Origin of the sequence: Mesotoga infera (assembly GCA_011045915.1) — a bacterium.
Taxonomy (GTDB): domain Bacteria; phylum Thermotogota; class Thermotogae; order Petrotogales; family Kosmotogaceae; genus Mesotoga; species Mesotoga infera_D.
Window position 1 is genome coordinate 1 of record DSBT01000069.1, and the last position, 21,000, is coordinate 21,000.

The following is a 21,000-nucleotide window of genomic DNA, read 5'->3' on the forward strand; positions in this document are numbered from 1 at the left end:
GAATAGGTAAACGCTTCTCCATACAGGCCCCCTTTGCGACAATTCTAGCAGCGAAGAAGAGATCCACAGTCGCCGAATGACCTGACACTTTTGTAACTTGAACCTATATAATTGTAATCAGTATAAACGGAGGTGAAATCGTGAAGACAAGGTTCGCACTGATAGTGGTTCTTCTTATTGCAGTTATTTCATCGGCAGGGTTACTGAACAACCCCGAGAACAGGTTCAAACTCGAGCTTGATTACGAGATCGGATTTACGGGAGTGATCTTCCACACCATTCAGTTCGGTCAGACGGGAACCGTTCTTAACTACGTGAAAGACGGCGGTCAGGACGTTCTCTTTCCGTATCAGAGGTACACCGCCGGACTGAGTATCGGCAAGCACACGGTTTACTTTCTGTATCAGCCGCTCACCGTTCAGTCAAAGGTTCAGCTTAAGAACGATCTGGTTGTTGACGGTGTCACCTTTCCAGCAGGAAGCGGAATCCTCTTGAACTACGGCTTCCCGTTCTACAGGGTTAGATACACTTACGACGTCTTGAGAAAGGGCAACAGCTATCTTGCCCTCGGTCTCTCGCTTCAGTTGAGAAATGCAGATATCTATTTCGAGTCTCTCGACGGAACGAAGTTCGTCGATAATAAAAACGTCGGCCCAGTTCCTATTATCAAAGTGAAGGGCGCGTACTGGCTGAACAAAAAGGCTTACCTCGCTGCCGACATCGACGGTTTCTACGCCTCCAGCAGGTTCATTAACGGAGCTGACTTCGACTTCGAGGGTTCGGTGCTGGACGCCTCTCTAAGAGCCGGCCTGTTTCTGACGGATTATTTCGAAACCTATTTCAATGTACGTTTCATAGGTGGAACCGCTAAGGGCACTTCCGAAAACTCCGGCAGCCCCGACGGCTTCACCGACAACAGACTGCGACCATTAACTTCAGCATAGGCTTCCAGCTGAAGTAGGTTATTGAATTTAAGACGCCGGCCTAAAGGGCTGGTCTTTTTTTGTGTTGTACTCGATCTTAAGTTAAATTACGGCTTCAGAAAAGACTCAATCTCGATCTGTATCCGTTCAGTAGTTCAGTCTCAATTGATGGTTGCCTCATACTAGCTCACCCGTATTCGAAATGTAATTCAAAATGAGATTTGCTATCGAAAGCATTTTTTGATATTCTAGTATCAATGTCATCGAGTGAGGTCAATATTATGGAACATTTCAAGGCTTTCAAAAAAGTGGACGAGATTTTCGAGCTGTTCTTTGAGCAAAGCAAATGGAGACTCAGCGACATAGTGGACAGGTTAGGTTATCCCAAAGCCACCGTTCATCATATTCTTGCAGCAATGACAGAGCTGGATTACCTAACGAAGGACAGGAACTTCTATATGCTCGGAAACAGGATTCTCCAGTTGAGTGGACTCATGAGAAGGAACCTCGAGTTCAGAGAAGTGGCTCTGCCGTACCTTGAGGAACTCAGAAATGAAATCAACGAGACTATTCATCTTACATCGCTATTCAGAGATCAAGTGATTTACATCGAATGTCTCCATCCGACTCACGCACTTCGTCCGCACTCGACGGTCGGTGTCACCGCTTCAATGTACTGCACAGGCGTCGGGAAGGCATTGCTCGCCTTTCAACCGAACTCTTATGTCGACGGTTATCTGGAAAGAGTTACCCTGGCAAGAAGAACCGACAATACCATCACCGACAAGGAGCAGCTCAGAAAAGAGCTAGAGTGGATAAGAGAACACGGCTATGCGTATGACAGGATCGAACAGGAGGAAAACATAAAGTGCCTTGCCGCACCCATATTGGACAATCACGGAGTCGCGAAGTATGCCGTAAGCATTGCCGGGCCTTCTAATAGAATGACCGACGAAGCAATTGAAAGATACAAGGAACCCTTTTTGAAGACAATAGAAAAGCTTAACAGGCTGTTTATTGATTTCGAGACCTGAGGCTCAAAGAATTCTATTCTGCCTTTGCTTCTAGGAACAACGACCTTCTTTCAAGATAGCCCCGCAGGAGAGAGATTACCTCTGTTTAACAGTCATAATTAACCCAGATACTTTCCAAACGTCCCTAAATGGTCTTGGAAATTACCAACAGATTTGGTAAATTTAAATGTAGTTACCACATTGTTGAATGTTGTTCTATATTATTGAACTATTCGAACCATTTCCAATGCGTACTTTTTAGGACGCAATCCATACGTGAAAGGGGAATTGAGATGAAAAAACTGTTTGTTTTGATCGTTGTAGCCTGTATGTTTGTTTCGTTTGGTCTTGCAGCTACAACGCTGGAAAACGTAGTTAAGAGCGGAAAGTTGACCGTTGCAACTGATATGACTGCTGTACCTATGCAGTACAGGGACGCTTCGGGAAATCCAACGGGATTCACCGTCGAGCTTATGGAACTTGCAGCCAGCGAGATGGGTGTCGAACTGGTTTGGCAGGACATGGCATGGGAAAGCCTTATTCCTTCATTGCTCTCGGGAAAAGTCGACATGATAGCTGCAAATATGTCGATGACTCTAACGAGAATGAAGTCTATAAGATTCTCCGACCCATTCTTCCTTACGGGAATTGTTGCTATTGCCAGAAAGGACTCTCCTCTTCAGAGCTGGAAAGAACTCGCCGATCCTTCAGTCAAGATGGGCGCGACAATGGGTTCTGTTCACGCGGATTTCATTGAACAGGAATGGGGCAAAGATGCTTCTCTGTACGACAATCTTGCAGAATGGATGACGGACATCAAGTTGGGTAGAATTGACTCGGTCATGGACGATGAAATGATATGTATCGAGCTAGTCAACAAGAACCCTGATCTGAAGATCTTGGACGGTTATGTGAGACCCGACACTTATGGGCTTGCTTTCAGGCAGGACAAGGATTCCGACTCTCTGGTCGAATGGTTCAACTGGTTCCTCAAGTGGGAAAAGCTGACTGGAGAATATGGAAAGATTTACGAGAAATACGTAGGCAAGGCCTGGGAACCATCTTTCATTATTGATTAAAGCAAGAAAATCGTTATTTCAAGATGAGATGGGGGGCTAGCCCCCATCTCATTTTAGGAATCGAAAGGGGAATTCTGATGGAACCGATTGTTCGAATTCGAGGTCTCAACAAGTCTTTTGGCAAGCTTCACGTTCTCAAGGACGTCGAATTAGATGTATATGAAAGCGATGTGCTGGTCCTTTGCGGACCTAGTGGGGCAGGAAAAAGCACTCTTCTTCGCTGTATAAACATGCTCGAACACTTTCAAGAGGGTTCGATCGAGGTTTTGGGAAAAGACATAAAGCAGACAAGAGTTAACCTGAATTTCGTTAGAAAGAACTCGGGAATGGTCTTTCAACATTTCAACCTCTTCCCTCACATTTCCGTGGTTGACAATGTCACTCTGGCACCCATACTAGTTAAGAAAGTACCTAAACATGAAGCCGTTGAAAAAGCAAAGAAGCTTCTGGATCTGGTGGGATTATCGGCGAAGTATGATGCCTTCCCTCCCCAACTCTCCGGGGGGCAGAAGCAGAGAGTTGCAATAGCAAGAGCTCTGGCAATGGATCCAAAACTGATGCTCTTCGACGAACCAACGTCAGCGCTAGACCCGGAAATGATAAAGGAAGTACTGGATGTCATGACTAAACTCGCGCGCGGTGGTATGACGATGATAATCGTCAGCCACGAAATGGGTTTTGCGCGGCAGGTTGCCAATAAAATTGGTTTCCTGGATGACGGAATAATAATAGAACTTACGCCTAAGGATGAGTTCTTCAACAATCCCAGGAGTGATCGAACCAAGGAATTCCTGAGCAAGATACTTTAGGTGATTTCATGCTTGACATGAGAATGATCTCACAGTATCTTCCCGATTTCTTTGAAGCCTTGCTGGAAACGTTAAAAGTTGCGGCTTTGAGTGGTATCTTCTCCCTCATTATTGGAACGGTAGTGGGTATCCTTTCAACGATGAAGTCCGGGTTCGCCAGAATACCCGTAGGAATATATACTGGGTTCATAAGATCGACTCCATTGCTTGTACAATTGTACTTCGTCCACTACGGCCTTCCGATAACAGGACTGATGCTTACTTCATTTCAAAGCGCGATAGTCGCCTTTTCTCTCAATAGCGGCGCTTACATATCCGAAATAGTGCGTGGTGGGCTTATAGCCATAGACAAAGGCCAGGCAGAAGCCTCAAAAGCACTCGGTCTATCTTGGTTTCAGACGATGAGGAAGGTAATCCTGCCTCAGGTCTTCAGAAACATCCTGCCACCGCTGATCAGTCAATTCTCTTACTTGATAAAAGACACAAGTCTCGCGGCAGTTCTGGTTATCCCCGAGCTGACATATACTGCTCGAAAGATCGCTGCGAGAACCTATATGCCATTCGAATCATTCGGCGTGCCGATGCTAATGTATTTCGGAATCTATCTGATTCTTGCTCTTCTGAGCAGTCTAATAAGCAGGAATCAGAAATCGAGACAGTCGGATGCGAAGCGATGGTTCGGTCTTAAGAAGGTGGTATGATGCAAGACATATCTTTACTACAGCAGATAGTTAGGCTCGGAGTCGCCTTCCTTAACAACCTGGCCTTTCTTCCATTCGTTCTGGGAATCGGCATAGTTCTGGGAATTGCGATCGCCCTGATTCGTTTCCATCGAATCCCCGTTGCATCGCAGCTTCTAGCCATCGTTGTGGAGATAGTCAGGGGATCACCCTTCTTGATAATCGTCTATGCGATCTACTTTGCGCTGCCGTACGTTGGAATTGAATTGGGGGCGTTTCAGACGGGAATAGTTGTTCTTTCAGTTACGGCAACGGCTTACCTCTCAGAGGTTTTCAGAAGCGGACTTCTGTCTTTAGATAAGGGTCAGTTTGAAGCGGCTGAGGCTCTTGGAATGAACTACTTCCAGAAACTAGTCCATGTTGTTCTGCCCCAGATCATAAAGAGTACCATGCCGTCAATTGTCGGCCAGATAGTAATGACGATAAAGGACACTTCAATAGTCTCACTCGTTGGAATGGTTGAGATCGTTAGAACCTCCAGACAGATAATGCAACTGACTTTGAGCCCGTTTACTGCGTTCAGCATAGTGTCTGTGTTCTTCATACTTGTGTGCTATCCGCTAATTGTTGTATCTAAAAAACTAGAGGGAGGGAGTAGCAAATGAAGTTTCAGCTCGAGTCTTCCAAGCTTGAGTTTTTCAGGCCCGATGCCTTTGGATTCATTAACGGCCTGAAGAAAGAACCACCAAAGCAGAAAATGATCAACCTTTCAATAGGTGCCCCGAACAGACCCACACCTGAATGGATAGTCGAGGTAATGAAGGAGAACCTTTCGAATCCTGCCTACCATACTTATCCTCCGCAGCACGGGGCTCCCGAGCTCCTTGAGGCTGTCGCTGACTGGTACAGGAAGCGTTTCGGAGTCACGCTGAATCCCGAAGAAAATGTGCTTGTGACTGTCGGAATCAAGGAAGCTATTTTCAATGCATTGCATGCACTGGTAAATGCCGGTGATTCGATTCTTGTTCCTGATCCAGGTTATCCAACATACTTCGAGGCAGTTCTTTTCACCGGAGGAAAGCTTCTCACTTACGACGGCGATGTTGATCCGATGGCCACTCTAGACGAGATCGAGAGTCTTGCCAAGTTGCACAAGCCGAAAATGGCAATCGTCAATTACCCCTCAAATCCCACCGGCCGAGTGGCAAACAGAGAATACTACGACCGGCTTTCAGAGCTTTCCGGCAAGTACGGTTTTGTCGTGATGAGTGATCTTGCATACTCCGAAATAGCCTTTGACAATTTTGAAGTCAACAGTTATTTCGAAGCGCGCCAGAATCTCGAACTGGGATTGGAGTACTTCGCCTTCTCAAAGACCTATAACATGGCCGGATGGAGAGTTGGGGCAATAGTGGCCGAGAAACGGCTTCTGGACGCTGTGAAACTTTACAAATCCAAGATTGACTCAAATGTCTTTTACCCTATACAGCTCGCCGCTGCGGCAGCTTTGAAGACTACCCCCGATTCCTATTATCGTGATCTCAGAGAGATGTATCAGGGAAGGCGGGATGCGATTATAGAAGGCCTGAAGGCATCGGGATTGACTTTCACCGCTCCCCAGGGGGCGATGTATGTATGGGTTTCCACTCCGGAAGGCACTGATCCCTGGAGTTTCACCGAAAAACTATACAGAGAATACGGTATTCTCGTTGTTCCTGGAACTGCCTACGGCCTAAATGGTTCAAAGAAGGTCAGAATGGGGTTGGTTCAGGAGTTTGAAGCAATGAAGGACGCAGCCAGAAGATTGGCAGAAGGGAGATCATGGTGAGTAGACTACTTGAAGGGGTCGGTGTAGCTCCGCTAACTCCGATGAATGATGATGGTTCCTGTGTTGAATACAATGCAATAGAGTCTTATGTAGACTTCCTGGCTGAGAAAGGTGTCGACGGAATATTTGTGCTCGGCACGACCGGTGAGGGGACGTCCCTCCCATTGGCAGAAAGAAAGAAGACTCTAGAGTCGTTCCTCGACGCAAACAAAGGGAGAATGACCGTTGTTTCTCATTGCGGAGCTGCAGTGATTGAAGATATTATCGAACTGCTTAAACACTCAAAGGAATGTGGAGCAGATGCTGCCGCGGTAGTTTCGCCTTTCTTTTTCAATCACAAGCAGGAGGAGCTCTTCAGTTTCTACGACAAGATAGCGGACGCCGTAAGCGACTTTCCTCTGTACATTTACAACATTCCCTCTCTAACAAAAAACCCGGTTAGTGTCGATGTAATTGCCAGACTCCACGAAAAGCATAAGAATATTGTAGGTTTAAAAGACAGCAGCGGCGACTTCGTCAATTCGTTGACCGTGATTCAGGCTCTGCCGTCGACGTTCAGCACGGTCGTTGGATGCGATGCAGCATTCGCATCGGTTCTAATCGCCGGAGCCAAGGGCTGCGTTTCGGGACCCGGAGCAGTCTTTCCAGAATTCTTCGTCAAGGTCCGGGATGCAGTGAAAGATGGTGACTTCGACAAGGCATTTGATTATCAGAAATCCTTGACAAAGCTGACGATGGCAGTGGGAAACGGTGCTAATATTCCATACATGAAACATGTTCTAGAAAGAAGGGGTTTGAAAATGGGCAGTGTGAAGACTCCCCTCAAGAAGCTGGAGAATTCGGAAGTCGAATCTCTCGACAGCAATCTCGTCAAAGTCATGGAGGACCTTGGGATAGATTTCTAGTTCTCTCAATAAAAAATGCGTCTGGAGAATTTTCCAGACGCATTTCTTTATGATATTCAAAGAACTATCGATTCGCCGTTTCTTATTTCGATAGAGTTTCCGAGAAGATCGCCGAATTTCTCGACAGGTTCGCTGGAGACTATTCTAACCCCGTCCCTCTCGTAAAGAAACAGGGCGTGTTCCGTGTCGTCTCTCTCTGCGTTCTGCCTTATTGCCCAGACGCTTTCATAGTCCGTGAGAAACGCGTTGATAGATGTGTAGCGGTAGTATTCTGCCACAAAACCCACGGTGACTTCCAGAGCTCTCTTCGTTTCACATATCTCAAGATTGCTTACCAGAAGCTCGAGATATCTCTGTGTATCTGTCGTTCCTTCATCACTCGCGAAGTCGTATATCGTTCCGTTGTGGCAGAAGGCGTAGTTTCTCCCCTTGACCGTGGCGTAGAAGGGATGAACGTGTTCGAGATCTATGACGTATCCCTTCGAGGCCTTTCGAGAATGAATTATCCCGACCCTGCTTTGAGGGAGCTTCTTATCGCTATCAAAGATCGCGCCGGAACTGTTATAGGTCTCTCTTCCTTCGCCGCAAACGGCATAGCCCCAACCGTCGCTGTGAGGACTGGAAATGCCTTTCTCGGAGATGCCCTTTAGAATGTCCAGAATCCAGTTAGTATCTATGTTCCTATCTGCCTTGAAGGCGATCATTCTGCACATTTTTCAATCCTCTGTTCAGCCGCTTCGGCGATCTTTAGAAAGTACCGGTGAATCCTCAGATCTCCGGTAAGTTCGGGATGGAAGGAGGCTGCCAGCACGTTGCCCTGGCGAATGAGAACCGGCGATTCTTCGTAGCTTGTAAGGACTCTCACTTCGCCACCTATCGATTCGATCTTTGGAGCTCTTATGAAGACTGCCCTGAATGGTTCGGGTCCGATCTCGTCAATCTGTAGATCGACCTCGAAGCTGTTGATCTGCCTGCCGTAACCGTTTCTCCTGACGCTAATGTCTAGAACTCCCAAAGAGTCCTGATTAACGACGTTTTCGATCGTCTTCGACAAGAGGATCATGCCCGCGCAGGTTGCCAGGACCGGCATTCCATCTTCTATCCTATTCCTGAGGGCCTCCCACATTTCGAACCTCTTCAAGAGCTTGATCATAGTGGTCGACTCTCCGCCCGGCATTACCAACGCCGCGACGGAGTCGAGCTCCTTCCGGTCCTTCACCCAGGTTGGTTCCACTCCTGCCTTCTTTAGAGTCGATAGATGTTCCTGTATAGCGCCCTGAATCCCGAGAACCCCGATCTTCAACCCTTACCAGCCTCTTTCTTCCATTCTAACTTCAAGAGTCTCGATCTCGAGCCCGTCCATTGCATCTCCTACGTTCTCGGAGATCTCTGCCAGCGCTTCGGGATTGTCATAATGCAAAACTGCTTCGACTATCGCTTTGGCCATTCTTGCGGGATCCTTTGACTTGAAGATTCCAGAACCGACGAAGACTCCGTCGCAGCCGAGCATCATCATGAGAGCCGCGTCGGCCGGTGTAGCCACTCCGCCTGCGGCGAAATTGACAACTGGAAGCCTTCCCAGCTCTCTTACCTGACTGAGGATTTCGACAGGCGCACCGATTTCCTTTCCGTAGTGGACGAGTTCGGCATCGTTCAACATCTGGACCTTTCTCACTTCTTCATTGACGGTTCTCATGTGCTTGACTGCCTCGATGATATTGCCGGTACCGGCCTCTCCCTTCGTTCTGATCATCGCGGCTCCCTCGGCGATTCTTCTGACTGCTTCTCCGAGATTTCTCGCTCCACAAACGAAGGGGACGGTAAATATTCTCTTGTCTATGTGATATTTGTCATCTGCAGGTGTAAGAACCTCCGATTCGTCGATGAAGTCAACGCCAATAGCCTCAAGGATCTTCGCTTCGGCGATGTGTCCGATTCTCGCTTTAGCCATTACTGGGATAGTAACAGATTCCATGATCTCCTTGATCAGTCCAATTTTTGCCATCCGGGCTACTCCGCCATCTTTTCGAATGTCCGCCGGTACTCTTTCAAGAGCCATTACTGCGGTAGCTCCGGCATCCTGAGCTATCTTTGCCTGCTCGGGATTCGTGACGTCCATGATTACGCCGTTCTTGAACATTTCAGCGAACCCTTTTTTTACTGTCCAGGTTCCCTTTGCTTCCATTTTCAACACCTCTCCTCTTTATCGTTGTTCCAATAGTTACTCGCTACTTCTTCCAATCTTGGAGTCTCTTTCTTCCCTCTTCCGACTTTTGCGCAGGGTTCTCCCTCGACTTCCACGATATCTGCCGTGAAGTCCAGCTTGTTCTTCAATAGAGACGAACCGACTCCATAAACATCTGCTGGGACATTGAGCTTCTCGAAGAGATCTATCTTTTCCGCCGTGAAGCCGCCCGAGACGACTATCTTCAAATCTTTCATTCCGCACTTGTCGAATTCTCTTCTAGCCCTCCAGACCAGTTCAGGACAGACTCCCAGAGAGGAAGCGTCTTTCGGGACGACCGAAACGTCTCTCAGACTTCCAGACGTATCGAATCTCACGCCCCATATCTTTCCCTTTCCCGGACCTATAACGACCGAAGGATCGGTCTTGCCGGGTATGAAGTTTTCACCGGTCTCGGCCTTATACGTGCGGGCAACGCAATCGACCGTAGTTCCGATTACGTCGTTGTCCCAATCGACCAGGATTATTCGATTGACTCCGCCCTCTATGTAACGATCGAAAGCCATTGCGGCCTCGGCCGTATCTCCGTCATACACTGCGATAAGCGCGTGAGGTATCGTCCCCATGCTCTCAACGCCCCAGTAGTCGGCATTCGCGTCGGTAGAGACTCCAAAGGCCCCGGCCTTGAGCGCCGCGTATCCGTCCGTTGCCTGAGTCCAGAAATGATCGAATCGCGCGCTGAAGAAGAGTATCTCCTTGCCTCTGGCGGCCTTCACGACGGACTTGACGGCGGTGGCCGTTGAAGACGCTCTCGCTATGACACCCAGCAATATGGTTTCGAGATACGAGAAATATCTGGGGTCGCCTTCTATCGTCATAACAGGTTCCATATCCTTTGCTTCATCACCATCATACAAGGCGCGAACTTCTAGTTCTGGCCATTTGTCGATCCAGAGATCATTCAGCTTCATCTTCAGATCCCATTTTCGAGCGGTCAGCTCCACCAGTCCATGCCGATTCATCTCCCAGGCTGCGTGGTTGACTTCCTTCTCAGTCTCGAGTACCTCTTCGAAGAGTCTCTTCGCCTCTCCTTCATTCGAGTAATAGCCTGTCCCAAAGCGAAGGATGGCCAGCGCTTCATCAATTCCCACTATTGTCGCGTCTCTCCTGGGGAAGAGCTGGTAGAGCACCCTTGACTTCTTATCTGCCTTCTTAAGGACTTCGACAAGTCTCGTGAAATATTTGTCAGAATAGTAGCCGGCTCTCATCTTGTCAATCGGTACTTTGAAGATCCTCGGGTCGATTCTGCACTTGTCCACGGAGCGCCCCCTGCCTCTGTCATGGTTCGCGAGCAAAAATTCCGGAAAAAACGTATCCGGTATCCTGATTATATAATAATAAACGACTTTCGACTATTGAACCCGGCTGATCTTTGCCAAACGGACCGGTCCAAAAATAAACCGGCCACAAGGCCGGCAAAGAAGACGACTCTTTTATATCCAGTCGATAGAGATCTTCGACATATCTGACTTCACGTTAATCTGGCATGTGGTTGCAGCTCTATCGATGTTATTGGAAACGTATCCCTTTTCTCTCTCCACGAGGTTGTTGAAGTTGCTCCAGTTCAACTCCCCTTCGTGAACAATACTAAGTCCAACATCTTTTGGAGCCCTTATGTTCAGAGAAGTAACTTCGCAATCGATATCTATTATCGAGTCACGCCGCTCAGAAGGGATTATTGACAGCCTGGACAATGAGGTCTTGATTGTAGCCCTATCCAGATTGAGATTCGAAAAATCAAGAACTGTATCGGCTCCATCTAATGTGGCCTCAACCCTTAGAATGGGGTCAGCGTTGATCTCAAGGTTCATTCTTGACTTGGAGAGAACACTCGAAACACCAGATTTTGCCTTACACTTAGCCTTCAGAACTCCTCTAGCCTTATCCATATCGTATTTCAGATCTCCGTTGAAACTCAACTTGTCAAAACTAACATTGGCGTCGATTCCGTTTGAAGTGTTGTCCATCAATAGTACCTTTGTCAGGTTTGCCTCCAGTTCTATTTCGAGCTCATCAAACTCCTTTGGTCTCGAGATGTTCAAAACCTGTCTCGTGGAGCTTTGTGTTTTTCCTAGCTTAAAGCTTTTTCTGAAAAGAGTGACTATGCCCCAACCAACTATATAAGATCCTATCATCGCTACCACAAGCTCCCAGAATCCCCATCCTCTGAAGCCCTTGATAACATTCCAACCAATCAAAAGGTCAGTAACAAGAATCGCCCCGAAGATGAGACTGCCCATATATTCCGCCTTGAATCTTCTGAATATCTTAAGTCCCTGATAGAGGAATATAATGGCAAAGAAAATCTCTATTGCAAACGCAAAGCTAGGAATTATGTGCGTAACCGACAGAATGATCAATATCCCCAGAAAAATCGCGAATAGCGCTCCGAATTTCATTTTATTATCACCTTCTTCTCCAATCAGATCGATTTCGGTTCTTCGGGAGCATCCGGTCGTTCGGGTGCCTCCGGCTCTTCTGGAGCTTCGGGAGGCTCCTCATCCTCAGCGTCTTCTTTGATTACTACATCTACTGAGTTTTTGAGCTTCTGAAGCTCTTCGTCCACTTCAAGCATCTCTTCAATCTCCTGCTCCGAGTATCCGAGAATACCGAGCATCTCAAAGGCGTACTCCTTCGTAAGTTTTCCTTCTTTGAAGAGAAGAAGAATCTTACTCGTCTCCTGATCCTGAAGGTTTTCCTCGACAACGGTCGATCTATGACCCTTCTTCTCTTCTGAAGGGCCGGTTCTAGATTCAACCTTCACTTCCTTCGCTGGAGTCCCCGTGTAATTCGTACTAATTATGAGATCTCCCGAAACACTGTTCATTTTCAGATACTCCTGCGATTCCCCGTTTCCTGATCTATAGTGTTTCTTATCTACCTTCACAAGCCTGACATCGGATGAGATGTCACCGCTCACAGAGGAGATTGTGGCATCGAATTTAGGCTCTCCCGAATAGGAGACGATGGCGTCTCCGCTAACTGAAGAGACTATCGTCTCTCTTTCCATCGGAGGAAGGCCCTTTATGCTGAGATCACCCGATACTGATCCGAATTTGCCCCTGCGGTAATTCGATGCAACGAAAGTCAGATCTCCACTTACCGTACTCAAGTTAAACTCGTTCATTGAACAGTTTTCAATCTTCACGTCACCGCTAACATTGTTTATCTTCAGGCTCCTCAAATCGAAATCTGAAATGTTGACATCACCGGAAGCGTTGTTTGCATCGAGTTCTTGAATGTTCTTTGGGACAAGAAGCCTTACGTTCTTAACGTCGGCCCCGCCGTCGAACAAATTCTTTATAAAAGGAATATTGATGTTGGTACCCTTCTGGAATCTTATCGTAAGCTTCTTTCCTGACCTTTCAGCTTCAGGAACGTAATCATTCGAATCCACTTCAACAAATGCAACCACGTTTCCCTCTTCAACCAGGTCGATCTGAAGATCTGCGCTAGCCGAGGTAACCTTCAAAATTTCAATGCCGGCGCTTTCGAATTCAAACTTCTTTTCCACGACCATACCTCCTCATTCCTCTACCTTTATCGTCACTCTCTTGTCCTCGGTTTCAATTTCAACCGACTCTCTAGTCTTGATTACCTCGTCAAGCACTTCCTTTAGGTTGTAATCAACCACTTTTCCACCGATTCTGAAATTCGCGTCCTTTTCTTTAACGAAGTTTCCTACAAACCTTGCCAACCTAACGGGTAGCTTGATATTTGCTTCCACTTTTCCAGTGAAGTTATCCACAACCTCTATGACAAACTTTCTTCCAGATCTTTCATCCGAATATGATTCGATAAACTCTTCAAGAAGATCCCTTCCCTGCTCAGGAGAGATTTTGCCGTCGGCTATAAGCTTCAAGATCTTTAAGACTTCTTCTCTATCCATATAAAACCACCTACTTCTTTTTTCTGACTCTTCTTAGCATCTCAAGAGCTTCGTCGGGCTGCAGTTCCCCAGATTCCAGTTTCTCAAGAATTCTGGAAGCCTCTTCTCTGTCTTTGTCAACAACCTGATATCCCATGGCTCTCACAATATCCTCGAGTCTGTTTCTGGCTGTAGGATAGGAAATATCCAGTTCTTTCTGAACCTCTGAGAGATTGCCTCGATTCTTAATGAAAGTCTTGAGGTAGTCAAGTTGCTCGGCAGAGAGTTTCATGATATCGTCAAGCTCAAATCTTCCCTTAATCGTTGTTCCACAACTATCGCACTTGTACTCTGTGATTGTCATTTTCCCCCCACAGACGGGACAGTTGCTTATTGAGTATTTCATCGGTCCACCTCCAAAACATAAGTTGAACATAAATAGTTTTCAACTATGTTCATTATACAACTTATAACTTGAAAAGTCAAATTAAGCCTTAAATATATTTAAGTTGACTTCAATTTCTTGTACTAAGAATCAATTATTTTAGTTGTGAATTCCCAATAGATGAAGACTGCGTTCTCGTTTTTCCTCATTTGGAGAGGTTTAGATGGATTGAAGATCGGAAAGGCGTCGAAGCAACAGATTCGCCAGCGGTCTTTTGGGGTCTAGATGGAGAGTGGATACGTAGAGGGAATCATCTACCATATCGATATAACCGTAGAAATCGGTGAGCCATCCATACACAACACCGGAAAGTCTTCCGCTGTAGCCCGAGCTGCTTATCATTGGCCTATCTTTTACTAAACTGTGATGACATCTCCTGAATAGTCCACCGGGGAATACGTCAGAGAGCAGTTTTGAGTTCCAGAAGATTCCAGTAATCCAGTCTCCTGAGAGCAAATCCTCCTTCGCAGCAGTTGACGCTTTGTATCCATTGTGTTCAAATACGGCGCCCGGTTTGTTCAGCACGATAACCGATTTTCTGTCAATCGGTTTCTGCAGTCTGAAATGAGGATTACTGATGATCACAATCTCGGCAATCTCTTTGCGGGAAAGAACAGCGTGGAGAGTTGCAATACACTTATCGAGCGAAACTTGGATCTCGATCAGCCCTTCGTTCAACCTGTCCGTATCCAGAGATACTCTAAGCGTGTCGCCCTTCTCCCCAGATACTGCCCTCTCCTGGATCTCTTCTCCAATCTTTATCCTGAGTATTTCTTTCTCTATATCCTTTAGGAGAAAGATTCTGAGGTTAGCCTCTTCTCCGATCCAAAGTTCTTCTTCATCGAGAAGGGCAACGAATAGATCGTTGTCCAGAATTGCTCGCATTCTTTCCGGATTGACCTTGAAGTTTCTATCGAAGTCAAGAAGACCATTGCATTCCCAGAAGACATCGCACAGTTCCGTTATAACGAATCCCCTGATATTCTCATGAAGTCTTACCTTGTCGATTTCTATGTTTAGGTTTTCCTCCTGGTTTTCAACGGAAATTTCGAAAAGTTCTCGATAACTGTACTCTTTCGATATCTCGCTTTTGTCGAATCTCTCTAGAGCCCCTTCCGGTTTCGTCATAGGAACTTCATTAAATCTATGATTGAACCAGTAAGGTTTTTCTTTCTTTCGCAGCCAGATCTCGGGGGGCAACGACCAGTTTCCGAATTCAGAAACGACAAGGGGGCTTCCTTTTGCATTATCCTTGTATTCATCAATGTAGAAACTATTGGGGTTTCTCGAGTAGAGTTCGATAAGCGAATTCCACTGATCCTGCCTGTCAATGGAGCTTACATAAAAGTGGTGATCATTCAGGTCGCTCTTCAAATGGAAATTTCCCATACAGGCGGAGTTATCTATCCAAACGATGCCTGGGAATCTCTCCTTGAATCTCTCATACGCTCCGATTAGCCATTTCAGCTGCTGAGGATCTGTCTGATCTATTCCCCAGGACTCGTTGATTATCGAATAAAGACATAGCGATGGATGGTGAGAGTCTCTTTTCACTGCGCCATCGATCACTTCCAGAAGCTCTTCGCTTCCCTCACTAGAAAACAGATCAAAGTGCGGCGCATCCTGCCAGACGATCAAACCAATTTCATCTGCAATCTCCATATATTTGGGATCGGGAACCTTCACATGATGTCTGATCGTGTTGATACCAATTTCCTTCAGCTTCACAAAACTCTCCCTCAAAAACCGCTCTGAAGGGATCGTGTAAAGGGTTTCGGGATAGAAATCCTGATCGAGAACCGCTTTCATATAGAAGTCGCGGCCGTTCAGAAAGAGCTTCCCGTTTTCGGCTGCGAAGTCTCTGAACCCGAACTTCATCTGGACGACATCTCTGCTCTTCCCTGCTTCCAGAGTAACCACTAGTCTGTAGAGATTGGGCGTTTCGGGAGACCACGGAAGACAACTGGGGAGGCTAAGCAAAAGACTCTTGTCCACGCTTCTCTCTGAGCCCAAAAGTCGGTCTGATTTGTCGAATATCTCTATGCATGCTCGATCGAATTCTTCATTTGTGGTAAATGAGACCTCCAGGCTCTTCTTGAGATAAGAAGTACCAACTCTCAGATGGCTGATGTGGACCGGGGGTCTTTCTTCAATCCATACTCCTTGCCAGATGCCCGAGATATTCGTGTACCAGTTTGGATCTCCATTCTGTTTTCCGTGAGGAATATGTCTGAAGTCAATCTTCTTTTCGTCTATTGGATCAAAGACAAGAACCTGGAGTTTGTTGCGCGATGAAAGTACTCCGGATATGTCGAATTCAAAAGAGAGATACCCTCCCCTATGGCTGCCCAACTCGCCACCATTCAGAAAGACTCTGCAAAGATAGTCTACTGCTCCAAACACTAATACCGTACTGTAATCCGAATTCCCTTCATACTCAAATTCCCTTTCGAAATAAAGATATCTCTGAGAGGAGGTGACTTCGGGATACTTACTCTCAACACATCCTGGAACATCAATAGTCTTTGACGGCACAATTTTCCCAACGTCTTCTGGTTCATTCTCAAGGATTTCGAACAGCCAATTTCCGCCAAGATCTACCCTTCTTCTCACAGTTCTTAACCTGCTTTCTAATGTTCTCCATAAGTGACCTTCGTAAATACTACTCTTCACCTCGCAAGTCTTTCCTCATAACAGTTGCAAGCTCTCCTGAAGATCTTTTGAACTGCCTGGAGGGATCCATCTTGAGATTGACGAAACCCATCGGTTCAACATAATTCTCCACTGGCTCGGATCCATAGCGATAGTCCCAGTTTATCAAATCTATTGCGGGAAACCACGTATATCCTCTCAGGTCTATCCCCCTATCTACTAGATTTTCTACGAGTCTGAGTGACTCTCTCCACCAGAGAATCTGATGATCTGGCTCGCCATTTGTGCTTGTTTCCGTCAGAAAGATCGGACCACCGTATCTCTCGTGATAACTCAAGATCAATTTCTCGAGATAATCTGTCCCGCCATAGAATGGTGTTGTGCTTACCTTCCTCTTTTCTTTCGAGACTTTGAATACACTTAATTGTGGGTAGTAGTTGACCCCGAATCCCTCGACTGTTATTCTGTTTTCTGCGAACCAGTCGAGATCTTCACTACCAACCCCGTTACTGTACAGGTAATCGAAAAGACAATGCTTAGTATCTACCTTTCCCTGTATAAGATCATAGGTCAAATATCTAATTTCATTCATCTTCTTTACTTCTTCTTGCACTTCCTGGTCGGCCGAAAAGAAGATGCCCGACGCTTCGACGTGAAGTGCGAATTTGTCAGGCAGTTCTCTTTTTATAGACGAGACTGATTTCATTATCCCTTTTGCCGTCGAGATGAGCAATTTTACAAAACCGTCATCACCACTCAAGTAAGGAGGCCAGAGTGACAGGCGGCCGCAGAATTCCTGGGTAATGAATGGTTCATTCATGGGGGTGAAGAAATCAATTGACTTGTTATACCTTTCAAGAACCTCCAACTCATAATCAGCCATGTAATTCGGAAAGCAGCTATTGAGAAAGCCATTGTCCATCCAGTGAGGTGTACCGTAGTGAATGAAGTCTACTATTGGAATAAGGCCCCTCTCACCCATGAAATCGAAGACTCTGTCAGTCCACGAAAAATCAAACTTCCCTCTTTCGGGATTCACAGTATACCAGGGAATTCCGTACCTAACATACTTGAACCCCGTATCCGCGATGATCTCCAGATCTTCTTTCCAGTTCGAGTAATGTTGTGTGAGTTCATACTCATCAAGAGTTCTGGCCGAAGTCTTATCCGTCTTAGTCACAAATGTGTCTTCAATTCCCGCTATCCACATGAAGTCTTTTTTCATCATACTCACCTGATTTGCTAATGATAATTTGTTTGGCCCGATACTTTGAACTGTTTAAGACGCCCTAATGTGAGAGGGTTCCTTCTCTTTCTTTCCGAAACTCAGAAAAGCCAATAATTTCTGCCCTAATTCAGAATTCTATCCTGTAAAGCTTGTATGCAAAACTTGACTGATCTATCGATAACTCCAGAGAGAAGTCATCTGCTGAATCGAACTCATAAGTGCCCAAAATGTAGGAATCGACATCCCTTTCGTATCTGTCGCTCCATATCTCAAGCAAGTAAGTGCCCTCATCAAACGCAGAAGATTCGATAACTACATTTCCAATTGTCTCTTCGGAAGAGACCCATCCAATAGCCGCCGTGAGATCTTCGAAACTGTTCCCGCTGCATGTATGAAATATGTCTTTATCTGAACTAACGATGATTTCGTTATCAAGATTAATTCCCGAAAAGTCGAGCCAGTCGATTCCTTTCGATTCTATGAACTGTGAGATCGGTTTCAAAACTTGCAGCAGATAATCAGGCATCAGATGGGGAGAAGTGTATGGCCAACGCATTCCGATTCCCGTACCTCCCGAAGCAATGTGAGCCCAGGAAAAGGCCTTATAACAGGCCGCGTCGAATCTGGAGGGTTGAGGCCATCGATCTATTGGGCCGCTTTCGCTATCCATGAATGGGATAGAATCGTTGAAGAGATAATTGTGATAATTTATGTTCATTACGACGTCTTCCGCGATTTTCATGGGATCCTTTGGATTCATTATTGTGTCAAAATAGAAATGTGTTGTGAAGAAATCAATGTGATCAAATCTGTAGAGTTTTCCAGACAGAATACCAGTTAGGGCAGGTTTCGCAGTCGAGACTGTCAAGATGTGAGTTTCTCCGTAGAGATCAATCTCCAGCGCCCTTATGAAAGTCGAGATCTCTTCGATCCATCTTCTCGCTTCATTACCAACTGAGTAATCGGCCTTATAGAAGACATGACCGTACCATAACTCGATTTCGTTGTTTAGTTCCCAAGCAAGAATCTGCTCGCTGGATCCATATCTTTCGATCATGAACCTGAATCTGGCCTTCTGCCATTCAAGCGTCTCTTCATCCGTCAGAAACTCGGCCATTGTAGATATTGGGCCACCGTTGTCGGAGTTGTAAGGGTTCACATCCCAGTTTTCGTACATCCAGAACGGGTCCCAGGGCGTTATGATAAGGTAAATATTGTACTTCTCGGCAAGAGAGATTATATTGTCCCATATACTTATTACGGTGTCGTTGTATGTTCCTAGCGGTGATTCGAAAAGCGCTAGACCAGATCTGTCCTGTGCATATTCAAACATGATCCTCAGTGTATTCACTCCATAGTAGGAGAGCTTTTCAAAGTACTCCTCGGCGGCCTCCCTGTTGCCATAGCTTAGGGAAATTAATGAGGGCCAGGTTATTGCGTCATTGAATCCCACGGGAATAATCGCTCTTCCGTTGTGTTCGAAATGTTTCCCCGAGGGTGATATCTTAACAAACGAGGCTATTCCGCTGAAAGCCACCGCCGAGAACAAGAAAACAACAAACAGTCTCTTCATAAACATTACTCCTTCACTCCACCGCTTATATCTATTCCTTTAATGTAATACCTCTGGACCAGGAGGAATATCAGTATTGAGGGAACGGCAACAAAGAGAGCACCGGCCATCAAAGGGCCGTATTGTGTAACGTACTTCCCCTGAAGTGTTGAGATTCCAACAGGCATAGTCCTCATCTCAGGAGAGTAAAGAACGACAAGCGCCCAGAAGTAGTCGTTCCAGTTGGTCATGAAGTTCATTACCCATAAAATGATTATTGATTCCTTCGCAAGGGGCACAATTATGTATAGGATTCGCTGTCTTATGTTTGCCCCGTCTATTATCGAAGCCTCTTCGATTTCTCTTGGAATGCTAATGAAGAACTGCCTCAAGAGAAAGATTCCAAAAGTGGATGCCAGACCCGGAACGATTATCGCGATAAGACTGTCCGTCCATCCAAAGGCGTCTATCGTAGTGTAGTTGGGAAGAAAGTGAATCATCCCAGGTACCGCCATAGAAACCAGCATAAGCTTAAAGTAAGTATCTCTGAATCTGAATTTCAACCTTGCAAGAGCGAAAGCGGCAAGAATACCTACAAAAACTGAAAGGCTTGCATAGCTCACGGCGGCAATCACACTGTTCAAGAACCACTGTAAAACTGGAGTGTCGTGAGGATGTGAAAGAACCTCCGCGAAATTAGAAATCGTAAGGTTTCTTGGCAAGAAGTCAGGTGGCCATGCGAGTATCTGGGCCTCAGTTCTGAATGCGGTGAGAAAAGTCCAGTACAGCGGGAACAGGAATATAAGAGAGATCAGCAAAGCAACTATGTTTATTCCAAAACCCCTTCTCCTCATCGCCGATCCTCCTTGGTATTTCTTGTGAAGAGATAGTACTGGAGGAAGGTTACTGAAATTACTATCACTCCCGTGATCAATGACATAGCTGTTGCGTAGCCCATTCTTGGCCTGGAAGGATTGAACGCCTCTCCATATATGTGGAGCATTATTGGAATCGTCTCCCTCCCGGGACCCCCGCCTGTCATCAGCTGAGGCTGAGCAAACAATCCAAATCCCGCAAGCACCTGAGTTATGACTACAAACATCATCACCTGCTTTAGACCGGGAAGCGTCACATAGAAAAACCTTTGAATAGAATTTGCCCCATCGACTTTGGCAGAATCATACAGAGAATCGGGAATCTTTTTGAGCCCGCCCAGAAGGATCACGGTGTTCCAGCCTACCGTCCACCATACTGTCGCGATGACAATAGATAACCAAACCCAGGGTAGATCTGTGAGCCAGGGGATTTTGCCGATGCCGAAGAAGCTAAGAACGTAGTTCAGTAGGCCGGAGTGATTGTTCAGTATCCACCTCCACATAACAGCCACCACGGTTACGGAGAGCGCCGTAGGAACAAAAATCGCCGTAAGATGCAGACTCTTTGTCTTCAACTTCTTGCTATTCAGCATTAGTGCCAGCCCGGTTGCGACAAAAACGAGCACGGGCACAGAATAGATAACGAACTGAACGGTTACCCATATTGCCTTCCAAAAGTATTCCGATCTATACCCACTGAAATCGAAGATCTTCCCGTAATTGTCCAACCCGACATACTTAATCATGCCCTGAAACAATCCCCACTCTGTGAGGCTCATATAAACACTTTTGAACAACGGGAAAATGAAAAACACGCCAAAGAACACCGCATGGGGCAAAATGAGAATATATGGAATAACCTTCTTTGTTCTCAAGAGAACCTCCTCAATGAATGTCC

The 21,000-nt window shown here is 46.2% G+C and carries 20 protein-coding genes and 1 pseudogene; 8 read left to right on the top strand and 13 right to left on the bottom strand.

Features of this window, described 5'->3' with window-relative positions:
- Positions 1-140 precede the first annotated feature (140 nt).
- From ENN47_02285 to ENN47_02320, 8 genes and pseudogenes are all read left to right on the top strand, one after another.
- A pseudogene (locus ENN47_02285) lies at positions 141-961 on the top strand (hypothetical protein).
- Between the two features lie 183 nt (positions 962-1,144).
- On the top strand, positions 1,145-1,957 hold the full coding sequence (locus ENN47_02290) for an IclR family transcriptional regulator (GenBank protein ID HDP77015.1): 813 nt from the start codon (positions 1,145-1,147) through the stop codon (positions 1,955-1,957).
- A gap of 272 nt (positions 1,958-2,229) precedes the next feature.
- Positions 2,230-3,015, top strand: a complete 786-nt coding sequence (locus ENN47_02295) for an amino acid ABC transporter substrate-binding protein (GenBank protein ID HDP77016.1) — start codon at positions 2,230-2,232, stop codon at positions 3,013-3,015.
- A 77-nt stretch (positions 3,016-3,092) separates the two neighbouring features.
- Positions 3,093-3,824, top strand: a complete 732-nt coding sequence (locus ENN47_02300; protein ID HDP77017.1) for an amino acid ABC transporter ATP-binding protein — start codon at positions 3,093-3,095, stop codon at positions 3,822-3,824.
- Between the two features lie 8 nt (positions 3,825-3,832).
- Positions 3,833-4,525, top strand: a complete 693-nt coding sequence (locus ENN47_02305) for an amino acid ABC transporter permease (GenBank protein ID HDP77018.1) — start codon at positions 3,833-3,835, stop codon at positions 4,523-4,525.
- Positions 4,525-5,169: an amino acid ABC transporter permease gene (locus tag ENN47_02310; GenBank protein ID HDP77019.1), complete on the top strand. Its 645-nt coding sequence runs from the start codon at positions 4,525-4,527 to the stop codon at positions 5,167-5,169. Before ENN47_02305 ends, ENN47_02310 begins: the two co-directional genes overlap by 1 nt.
- Positions 5,166-6,332: an aminotransferase class I/II-fold pyridoxal phosphate-dependent enzyme gene (locus tag ENN47_02315; protein HDP77020.1), complete on the top strand. Its 1,167-nt coding sequence runs from the start codon at positions 5,166-5,168 to the stop codon at positions 6,330-6,332. Before ENN47_02310 ends, ENN47_02315 begins: the two co-directional genes overlap by 4 nt.
- Entirely contained in the window at positions 6,326-7,237 is a 912-nt protein-coding gene (locus ENN47_02320; protein HDP77021.1) for a dihydrodipicolinate synthase family protein, read from the top strand. The genes ENN47_02315 and ENN47_02320 overlap by 7 nt, the downstream gene beginning before the upstream one ends.
- Positions 7,238-7,293: 56 nt before the next feature.
- Here ENN47_02320 and ENN47_02325 read toward each other — a convergent pair whose 3' ends face one another.
- The 13 genes from ENN47_02325 to ENN47_02385 all read right to left on the bottom strand — a co-directional run bounded on the left by ENN47_02325 (position 7,294) and on the right by ENN47_02385 (position 20,977).
- A complete protein-coding gene (locus ENN47_02325) occupies positions 7,294-7,950 on the bottom strand; it encodes a hypothetical protein (protein HDP77022.1) in 657 nt (218 codons plus the stop codon).
- Positions 7,938-8,540 carry a pyridoxal 5'-phosphate synthase glutaminase subunit PdxT gene (gene pdxT, locus ENN47_02330; protein HDP77023.1) on the bottom strand — a complete coding sequence of 201 codons (603 nt, stop codon included), beginning with the start codon at positions 8,538-8,540 and terminating at the stop codon, positions 7,938-7,940. The genes ENN47_02325 and pdxT overlap by 13 nt, the downstream gene beginning before the upstream one ends.
- 3 nt (positions 8,541-8,543) lie before the next feature.
- Positions 8,544-9,422, bottom strand: coding sequence for a pyridoxal 5'-phosphate synthase lyase subunit PdxS (gene pdxS / locus ENN47_02335; protein ID HDP77024.1), 879 nt, complete (start codon positions 9,420-9,422; stop codon positions 8,544-8,546).
- A 2-nt stretch (positions 9,423-9,424) separates the two neighbouring features.
- Complete coding sequence (locus ENN47_02340) at positions 9,425-10,741, bottom strand: nicotinate phosphoribosyltransferase (protein HDP77025.1); 1,317 nt, start codon at positions 10,739-10,741, stop codon at positions 9,425-9,427.
- Between the two features lie 174 nt (positions 10,742-10,915).
- A complete protein-coding gene (locus ENN47_02345; GenBank protein HDP77026.1) occupies positions 10,916-11,881 on the bottom strand; it encodes a hypothetical protein in 966 nt (321 codons plus the stop codon).
- A gap of 23 nt (positions 11,882-11,904) precedes the next feature.
- Positions 11,905-13,002, bottom strand: a complete 1,098-nt coding sequence (locus ENN47_02350; protein HDP77027.1) for a hypothetical protein — start codon at positions 13,000-13,002, stop codon at positions 11,905-11,907.
- A 6-nt stretch (positions 13,003-13,008) separates the two neighbouring features.
- Positions 13,009-13,371, bottom strand: coding sequence for a hypothetical protein (locus tag ENN47_02355; protein HDP77028.1), 363 nt, complete (start codon positions 13,369-13,371; stop codon positions 13,009-13,011).
- A gap of 10 nt (positions 13,372-13,381) precedes the next feature.
- Positions 13,382-13,756: a DUF2089 domain-containing protein gene (locus tag ENN47_02360; GenBank protein ID HDP77029.1), complete on the bottom strand. Its 375-nt coding sequence runs from the start codon at positions 13,754-13,756 to the stop codon at positions 13,382-13,384.
- A 198-nt stretch (positions 13,757-13,954) separates the two neighbouring features.
- Positions 13,955-16,468 carry a hypothetical protein gene (locus tag ENN47_02365; GenBank protein ID HDP77030.1) on the bottom strand — a complete coding sequence of 838 codons (2,514 nt, stop codon included), beginning with the start codon at positions 16,466-16,468 and terminating at the stop codon, positions 13,955-13,957.
- The gene (locus tag ENN47_02370; GenBank protein HDP77031.1) at positions 16,458-17,675 is read right to left on the bottom strand and encodes a glycosyl hydrolase family protein; all 1,218 of its coding nucleotides are present in this window, start codon (positions 17,673-17,675) and stop codon (positions 16,458-16,460) included. Before ENN47_02370 ends, ENN47_02365 begins: the two co-directional genes overlap by 11 nt.
- Before the next feature lie 127 nt (positions 17,676-17,802).
- A complete protein-coding gene (locus ENN47_02375) occupies positions 17,803-19,254 on the bottom strand; it encodes a hypothetical protein (protein ID HDP77032.1) in 1,452 nt (483 codons plus the stop codon).
- Complete coding sequence (locus tag ENN47_02380; GenBank protein ID HDP77033.1) at positions 19,254-20,081, bottom strand: carbohydrate ABC transporter permease; 828 nt, start codon at positions 20,079-20,081, stop codon at positions 19,254-19,256. Before ENN47_02380 ends, ENN47_02375 begins: the two co-directional genes overlap by 1 nt.
- The gene (locus ENN47_02385; GenBank protein HDP77034.1) at positions 20,078-20,977 is read right to left on the bottom strand and encodes a sugar ABC transporter permease; all 900 of its coding nucleotides are present in this window, start codon (positions 20,975-20,977) and stop codon (positions 20,078-20,080) included. The genes ENN47_02380 and ENN47_02385 overlap by 4 nt, the downstream gene beginning before the upstream one ends.
- Positions 20,978-21,000: the final 23 nt, after the last annotated feature.

What these genes read in the sequence shown, in the direction of transcription:
- ENN47_02295 (HDP77016.1), top strand. Translation starts at nt 2,230, where the DNA reads ATGAAAAAACTGTTTGTTTTGATCGTTGTAGCCTGTATGTTTGTTTCG.
- ENN47_02300 (HDP77017.1), top strand. Translation starts at nt 3,093, where the DNA reads ATGGAACCGATTGTTCGAATTCGAGGTCTCAACAAGTCTTTTGGCAAG.
- ENN47_02305 (HDP77018.1), top strand. Translation starts at nt 3,833, where the DNA reads ATGCTTGACATGAGAATGATCTCACAGTATCTTCCCGATTTCTTTGAA.
- ENN47_02310 (HDP77019.1), top strand. Translation starts at nt 4,525, where the DNA reads ATGCAAGACATATCTTTACTACAGCAGATAGTTAGGCTCGGAGTCGCC.
- ENN47_02315 (HDP77020.1), top strand. Translation starts at nt 5,166, where the DNA reads ATGAAGTTTCAGCTCGAGTCTTCCAAGCTTGAGTTTTTCAGGCCCGAT.
- ENN47_02320 (HDP77021.1), top strand. Translation starts at nt 6,326, where the DNA reads ATGGTGAGTAGACTACTTGAAGGGGTCGGTGTAGCTCCGCTAACTCCG.
- ENN47_02325 (HDP77022.1), bottom strand. Translation starts at nt 7,950, where the DNA reads ATGTGCAGAATGATCGCCTTCAAGGCAGATAGGAACATAGATACTAAC.
- pdxS (HDP77024.1), bottom strand. Translation starts at nt 9,422, where the DNA reads ATGGAAGCAAAGGGAACCTGGACAGTAAAAAAAGGGTTCGCTGAAATG.
- ENN47_02345 (HDP77026.1), bottom strand. Translation starts at nt 11,881, where the DNA reads ATGAAATTCGGAGCGCTATTCGCGATTTTTCTGGGGATATTGATCATT.
- ENN47_02350 (HDP77027.1), bottom strand. Translation starts at nt 13,002, where the DNA reads ATGGTCGTGGAAAAGAAGTTTGAATTCGAAAGCGCCGGCATTGAAATT.
- ENN47_02355 (HDP77028.1), bottom strand. Translation starts at nt 13,371, where the DNA reads ATGGATAGAGAAGAAGTCTTAAAGATCTTGAAGCTTATAGCCGACGGC.
- ENN47_02360 (HDP77029.1), bottom strand. Translation starts at nt 13,756, where the DNA reads ATGAAATACTCAATAAGCAACTGTCCCGTCTGTGGGGGGAAAATGACA.
- ENN47_02370 (HDP77031.1), bottom strand. Translation starts at nt 17,675, where the DNA reads ATGATGAAAAAAGACTTCATGTGGATAGCGGGAATTGAAGACACATTT.
- ENN47_02375 (HDP77032.1), bottom strand. Translation starts at nt 19,254, where the DNA reads ATGTTTATGAAGAGACTGTTTGTTGTTTTCTTGTTCTCGGCGGTGGCT.
- ENN47_02380 (HDP77033.1), bottom strand. Translation starts at nt 20,081, where the DNA reads ATGAGGAGAAGGGGTTTTGGAATAAACATAGTTGCTTTGCTGATCTCT.